Genomic DNA, 6494 nt, shown 5'->3' with positions numbered 1-6494 from the left:
GCGGCGGCGTTCGAGCCGGCCGGGGCCGTCCAGCGCAGCACCGGCGAGCGCGCCGCCCGGGTCTCGTCGAGGCGGCGCAGGGGCGCGTGGAACGGGGCCCCCTTGAAGCGGTCGACCTCGCCGGCCTTGGCCGCTGTCGCCAGCGCCCGCATCGCCGCGATGAAGCGATCCAGCTCCTGTTTCGACTCGGTCTCGGTCGGCTCGATCAGCATGGCGCCGTGGACGACCAGCGGGAAATACATGGTCATCGGGTGGAAGCCCTCGTCGATCATCGCCTTGGCGAAGTCGAGCGTGGTCACCCCCGTCCCCTTCAGCCAGGCGTCGTCGAACAGGGCCTCGTGCATGCACGGCCCCTCCGGGAAGGCCGGGCTCATCAGGTCCTGCAGCCGGGCCTTGATGTAGTTGGCGTTCAGCACCGCGTCCTCGGCCACCTGACGCAGGCCGTCGGAGCCATGGCTCATCATATAGGCCAGGGCGCGTACGAACATGCCCATCTGGCCCTGGAAGGCGCACAGGCGTCCGAAGGCCTGCGCCGCCTCGTCCTCGGCGAACTCGACCAGCCGGAAGCCGTCCTCGCCGGCCACCACCCACGGGGCCGGGGCGAACGGGGCCAGGGCTTCCGACAGCACCACCGGCCCCGCGCCCGGCCCGCCGCCGCCGTGCGGGGTCGAGAAGGTCTTGTGCAGGTTGATGTGCATGGCGTCGACGCCGAGGTCTCCCGGCCGCACCCGCCCGACGATGGCGTTGAAATTGGCCCCGTCGCAGTAGAAATAGGCCCCCGCCTCATGCGTCAGCCGGCTGATCTCGAGGATGTCGCGCTCGAACAGGCCGCAGGTGTTGGGATTGGTCACCATGATGGCGGCGACATCGTCGCCCAGCTTGGACGCCAGATCGGCCACGTCGACGCGGCCGTCGTCGGTCTGGGCCACTTCCACGACCGTATAGCCGACGAAGGCGGCGGTGGCCGGGTTGGTGCCGTGGGCCGAGGTCGGCACCAGCACCTTGCGGCGCTGCTCGTGCTCGCCGCTGGCCTCATGGGCGGCGCGGATGGCCATCAGGCCGCACAGCTCGCCATGGGCGCCGGCCTTGGGGCTCATCGCCACCGCCGGCATGCCGGTCAGGGTCTTCAGCCAGTGGGCCAGCTGGTCCATCAGCTCCAGCGCGCCCTGCACCGTCGACACCGGCTGCAACGGGTGGATGTCCGAGAAGCCCGGCAGGCGCGCCATCTTCTCATTGAGGCGCGGGTTGTGCTTCATCGTGCACGAGCCCAGCGGGTAGATGGCCAGGTCGATGGCGTGGTTCTTCTGGCTCAGCCGCACATAGTGGCGCATCGCCTCGGGCTCGCTCAGGCCCGGCAGGCCGATCGGGTCGCGCCGCACCAGATCGCCCAGATCGGCGCCCTCGCCCTTCGGCTCCGGCAGGTCGACCCCGGTCTTGCCCCAGCCGTCGCTCTCGAAGATCAGGTGCTCGTCCTGCAACAGGCCGCGCCCGCCGGTCAGGGTGGCGGGCCTGGTCTCGACGCGGTTCGGCGTGGTCGGGCGGCCGACGGTGTTCATGGTGCTCATTACAGAACCTCCGCCAGGGCGGTCTTGAGGGCGGCGATATGAACTTCGGTGGTGGTCTCGGTCGCCGCGACGAGCAGGACGTCGTCCATGCCGGCGGCGGGGGCGAGGCGGCCGTAGGGCACGCCGGCCAGCACGCCCCTGGCGGCCAGGGCGTCGACCACCTGCGTGGCGTTCTTCGGCAGCCGAACGGCGAACTCGTTGAAGAAGCGCGGCGTCAGCACCTCGACACCCGGAATGCTCGCCAGCGCATCCCGCGTCGCCAGCGCCTTCTCGTGGTTCAGCAGGGCCATCTTGCGCAGCCCCGTCTCGCCCAGCAGGCTCATGTGGATGGTGAAGGCCAGGGTGCACAGGCCCGAGTTGGTGCAGATGTTCGAGGTGGCCTTGTCGCGGCGGATATGCTGTTCGCGGGTCGACAGGGTCAGGACGAAGCCGCGCGTTCCGTCGGCGTCCACGGTCTCGCCGGTCAGGCGGCCGGGCATCTGGCGCACCAGTTTTTCGCGGCAGGCGAACAGGCCGACATAGGGGCCGCCGTAGTTCAGGGCGTTGCCGATCGACTGGCCCTCGGCGGCGACGATGTCGGCCCCCATCTCGCCCGGCGACTTCAGCAGCCCCATCGACACGGCCTCGGTGACCACCACGATCAGCAGGGCCCCGGCGGCGTGGGCCGCTTCCGCGATCTTCGTCACGTCGGTCGCCGTTCCGAACACGTTCGGGGTCTGGACCACCACGCAGGCGGTGTCCGGGCCGATCTGGCCGATCACCTCCGCCTCGGCGTCGACGGCGGCGGCCAGCACCTGGGTCTCGACGCCGACGGCGTGGACCACCGTCTCGGTGGCCGCGACATAGTGCGGATGCACCCCGCCCGAGATCACCGCCCTGTTGCGGCGCGTCACCCGGGTGGCCATCAGCACCCCCTCGGCCATCGCCGTTGACCCATCGTAGAGGCTGGCGTTGGCCACCGGCATGCCGGTCAGGTTCGCCACCTGGGTCTGGAACTCGTACAGATACTGCAGCGTGCCCTGGGCGATCTCCGGCTGGTACGGCGTGTAGCTGGTCAGGAACTCCGAGCGCTGGATCACATGGTCCACCGTGGCCGGCACATGGTGGCGATAGGCCCCCGCCCCGCAGAAGAAGGGGGCGGAACCCGCCGCCGTGTTCTTCGCCGCCATGGCGCCGAGCGCCCGCTCGACCTCCAGCTCGCCCGCCACCCGCGGCAGATCGACGAACCCCTCGCGCCGCGCCGCCTCGGGCACGTCCACGAACAGGTCGTCGATGGATTTGGCCCCGATCGCCGCCAGCATGGCGGTGCGGTCGTCGGGGGTCAGGGGCAGGTAGCGCATCAGGTGATCTCTTGGATAGGAGGAGCAGGCGCTTCGGCGAGAAGCCGTTCGAGGAGGCGCTGAAAAGCGGCCGGTTGCTCGATCATCAGCAAATGGCCCGCGTCGGGGACGACATCGACCGTCGACGCCATTTGAAGAGCCCAGTCGGGCGCGTGCCAGCCGACTCGCGACCGGTCGCCGGCGACAAGATGAACCGACAGGCGTTCGAACACGCGTCGCAGCAAGGCTTCATACTCCGGTCGATCGGTGAACTCCGTGACCGATCTTCCCATGGCTCTGAGCGTTTCGGCATCCTGGAACGCCAGCGCATCGCAAGCCCAGGCGAGATTGGCTGCGTTCGGTTCGACACCTGAGCGCGCCAACCATGCTCCCGGATTCTGGCGAAAACCATTCAGCATGTCCTCCGCCTCGGAGGCCGCCATTCGTCCGACCCCAGCCGACCAGAAGGCGTCCTGCAGCGAGAAATTGCCCTCGATGTTAACAACTCGCCGGACCCGGTCAGGCCGGGCATCGGCTGCCATCATGGCGATTGCACCGCCAACGGAATGCCCGACCAAATCGACAGGCCCTTCGGTGGCGTCGATCAGCGCCACGACCCGCGCTGTCTGGATGGGCAGTCCGATCTCGTCAGTCGGCGCGCGATCCTGTCCATATCCTGCCAAGTCCGGAGACAAAACCGGACGATGAAGCGAATCGTCCAGACCAGCCACGTGGAACGGACCGATAAAGCCGTGGACGAGGATGATCGGAGCGGGCGTCACGAAAGATCTAGAGCGTGGTCAGGTACTGGTCGTAGGTCGCCCGATCCATCAGGGCCTCGACCTGCGAGGCGTCCGCCACCCTGATCTTCGCGAACCAGCCCTCGCCTTCCGGATCGGCGTTGACGGTCTCGGGGGCCGAGGCGAGGGCGGCGTTGCCCTCGATCACCTCGCCCGCGACCGGGGCGTAGACGTCCGAGGCGGCCTTGACGCTCTCGACCACGGCGAAGCTGTCGCCCCGGCCGACGGTCTTGCCGGCCTCCGGCGTCTCGACGAACACCACGTCGCCGAGGGCCTCGGCGGCGTGCTTGCTGATGCCGACGGTGGCGACGTCGCCGTCGAGGCGAACCCACTCGTGATCCTTGGTGAAGCGCATCTCAGTTCTCCGGGTAGCCGTCAGGCGGTCTTGGGTTTGCGATAGTAGCGTGGGGCGACGAAGGGCATGGCGACGACCTCGGCGGCGGCGGGCTTGCCGCGCACGATGACCTTCAGCTCCGTGCCCAGAGCGGCGAAGGCCGGCGGGACATAGCCCATGGCGATGTTGCGGCCCAGGGTCGGGGAGGGGCCGCCCGAGGTCACCTTGCCGATGACGCTCCCGTCCATGTCGGCGATCCCGGCGCCCTCGCGGGCCGGGGCGCCTTCCTTGACCGACAGGCCGACGCGCACCCGCGACGGTCCCTCGGCCAGTTCCCTCAGGATGCGGCCGGCGCCGTTGAAGTCCGCCCGCTCCTTGCGCGACTTCGACAGGGCGAAGGTCAGGGCCGCCTCGACCGGGCTGGTGGTGGCGTCGATGTCGTGGCCGTGCAGCGGCAGGCCGGCCTCCAGCCGCAGGCTGTCGCGCGCGCCCAGGCCGATCGGCTTGACCCGGGCGTCTTCCAGCAGGGTGTTCCAGACGCGTTCGGCCTGGTCGGCCGGGACCGAAATCTCGTAGCCGTCCTCGCCGGTGTAGCCCGAGCGCGAGACGAAGCAGTCGACCCCGAACAGCATCAGCCGGGCGCAGTCCATGAAGCCGAACTCGGCCAGCACCGGCTCGTGCGCGGCCATGACCTCGGCCGCCTCCGGTCCCTGGATGGCGATCAGGGCGCGGTCGGCCAGCACCGTCAGCCTGGCGTCGCCCTGCAGGTTGGCTTCGAGGAAGGCGAAGTCGGCGTCCTTGTTGCCGGCGTTGACCACGACATGGAGGCCGTCGTGATCGGGACACCCGGCCATCAGATCGTCCATGATGCCGCCTTCGTCATTGAGCAGCAGGCTGTATTTCTGCCGCCCGGCCTTCAGGGCCGCATAGTCGCCGGGGACGAAACGCTCGAACTGGGCCACGGCGTCCGCGCCGGTGATCCTGCACTGGCCCATGTGCGAGACGTCGAACAGGCCGGCGTGTTCGCGGGTCCAGCGGTGCTCGGCCAGAACCCCCTCGTACTGCACCGGCATGTCGTAGCCGCCAAAAGCCACCATCCGGGCGCCGAGGGCGCGGTGCGCGGCGTTGAGGGGCGTGGTCTTCAGGGTCTCGTCGGTCATGGTCAGACTTTCGCGGTCGCGTTTTGAAGCGGAAGCCTCCGCCGTCCTCGCGCCCCCGCTGTCCTGAAGCCTGAGAGATTCCGCCCCGTCCCGGCTCGGCGCTGCGCACCGTCCGGGATGACAAGGCTTGCTCCGTCGGCGCGCCCATGAATCCCGGGAATGGGGAGCGACTTTCCAGCGTCCGTATGTCCTCGCGGTCCGTTTGCCTGAGCGTTTCCGGGGCGGTTGCGCCTTCGGCTCCGAAGCCTCCGAAAAGGCCCCGATCTCTCCCGCGAGAGCGTCGCGACCTAGGCCCCGACTCCGGCGCGAAGTCAAGCGGAACGGGCGGCCCAGGCCTCGACTTCGGCGATCCGCGCCGCCTTGTCCGCCTCGCCCAGGAACGACCCCTCGAAACTGTTCCGCGCCATCCGCGTCACCTGCTCCCGCGTCAGCCCCGTCGCCTCGGCCAGCCGGCGGTAGTTGTCGTTCACATAGCCGCCGAAATAGGCCGGATCGTCCGAGTTCAGCGTCACATGCAGGCCGCGCCGCAGCATTTCGGGCACGGGGTGGTCCTTCAGGTCCCTGACCACGCACAGCTTCAGGTTCGACAGCGGGCAGACCGTCAGCGTCATCCCCGACGCCGCCAGCCGCTCGATCAGCGCCTCGTCCTCCATCGAGCGGTTGCCGTGGTCCATCCGGTCGATGTGCAGCAGGTCCAGCGCCTCGCGCACATAGTCGGGCGGCCCTTCCTCGCCGGCGTGGGCCACCCGCTTCAGCCCCATCTGGCCGGCGCGTTCGAACACCCGCCGGAATTTCGACGGCGGATGCCCGACCTCGGACGAATCCAGCCCCACCCCCTCGATCCGGTCCAGCCACGGCTCCGCCTGGTGCAGCGTGTCGAAGGCCGCGTGCTCGTCCAGATGGCGCAGGAAGCACAGGATCAGCTTCGAGCTGACCCCCAGCTCGCGCTCGGCCCGCTTCATGCCCGCCAGCAGCCCCTCGGCCACGACCCCGAACGGAATGCCGCGGTCGGTGTGGGTCTGCGGATCGAAGAAGATCTCGGCGTGGCGCACAGCGTCCGCCGCCGCCCGCCGGAAATAGGCCAGCGCCAGGTCGTGGAAATCCGCCTCGCTCCGCAGCACCTCGGCCCCGGCGTAATAGATGTCGAGGAAGTCCTGCAGGTTGGAGAAGTCATAGGCCGCCCGCACCGCCTCGACGCTGTCGAACGGGATGGAGACCCTGTTGCGCCGCGCCAGCTCGAACATCAGTTCGGGCTCGAGACTGCCCTCGATATGCAGGTGCAGCTCGGCCTTGGGCAGTCCGGCGATATAGGCGTC

At 69.1% G+C, this 6494-nt stretch carries 6 protein-coding genes and 1 riboswitch; all 6 genes read right to left on the bottom strand.

Translation table 11 applies throughout. The features are described 5' to 3' along the window. Positions 1-1556 (bottom strand): aminomethyl-transferring glycine dehydrogenase subunit GcvPB (gene gcvPB / locus Q0588_RS10265; RefSeq protein ID WP_298745860.1); only part of this gene is annotated, 1556 nt, incomplete at its 3' end. Between the two features lie 8 nt (positions 1557-1564). Continuing rightward, a complete protein-coding gene (gene gcvPA, locus Q0588_RS10260; protein WP_298745858.1) occupies positions 1565-2905 on the bottom strand; it encodes an aminomethyl-transferring glycine dehydrogenase subunit GcvPA in 1341 nt (446 codons plus the stop codon). Continuing rightward, positions 2905-3666: an alpha/beta hydrolase gene (locus Q0588_RS10255; protein WP_298745857.1), complete on the bottom strand. Its 762-nt coding sequence runs from the start codon at positions 3664-3666 to the stop codon at positions 2905-2907. Before Q0588_RS10255 ends, gcvPA begins: the two co-directional genes overlap by 1 nt. 7 nt (positions 3667-3673) lie before the next feature. Continuing rightward, the gene (gene gcvH / locus Q0588_RS10250; RefSeq protein WP_298745856.1) at positions 3674-4039 is read right to left on the bottom strand and encodes a glycine cleavage system protein GcvH; all 366 of its coding nucleotides are present in this window, start codon (positions 4037-4039) and stop codon (positions 3674-3676) included. Between the two features lie 20 nt (positions 4040-4059). Next, a complete protein-coding gene (gene gcvT / locus Q0588_RS10245; protein ID WP_298745855.1) occupies positions 4060-5178 on the bottom strand; it encodes a glycine cleavage system aminomethyltransferase GcvT in 1119 nt (372 codons plus the stop codon). 184 nt (positions 5179-5362) lie between these two features. After that, positions 5363-5460, bottom strand: a riboswitch (glycine riboswitch). A 29-nt stretch (positions 5461-5489) separates the two neighbouring features. Continuing rightward, positions 5490-6485: an adenosine deaminase gene (locus tag Q0588_RS10240; protein ID WP_298745859.1), complete on the bottom strand. Its 996-nt coding sequence runs from the start codon at positions 6483-6485 to the stop codon at positions 5490-5492. Positions 6486-6494: the final 9 nt, after the last annotated feature.

It is taken from the genome of uncultured Brevundimonas sp. (genome assembly GCF_937870815.1).
Lineage (GTDB): Bacteria > Pseudomonadota > Alphaproteobacteria > Caulobacterales > Caulobacteraceae > Brevundimonas.
This window is presented reverse-complemented; position numbering and strand designations above follow the sequence as displayed.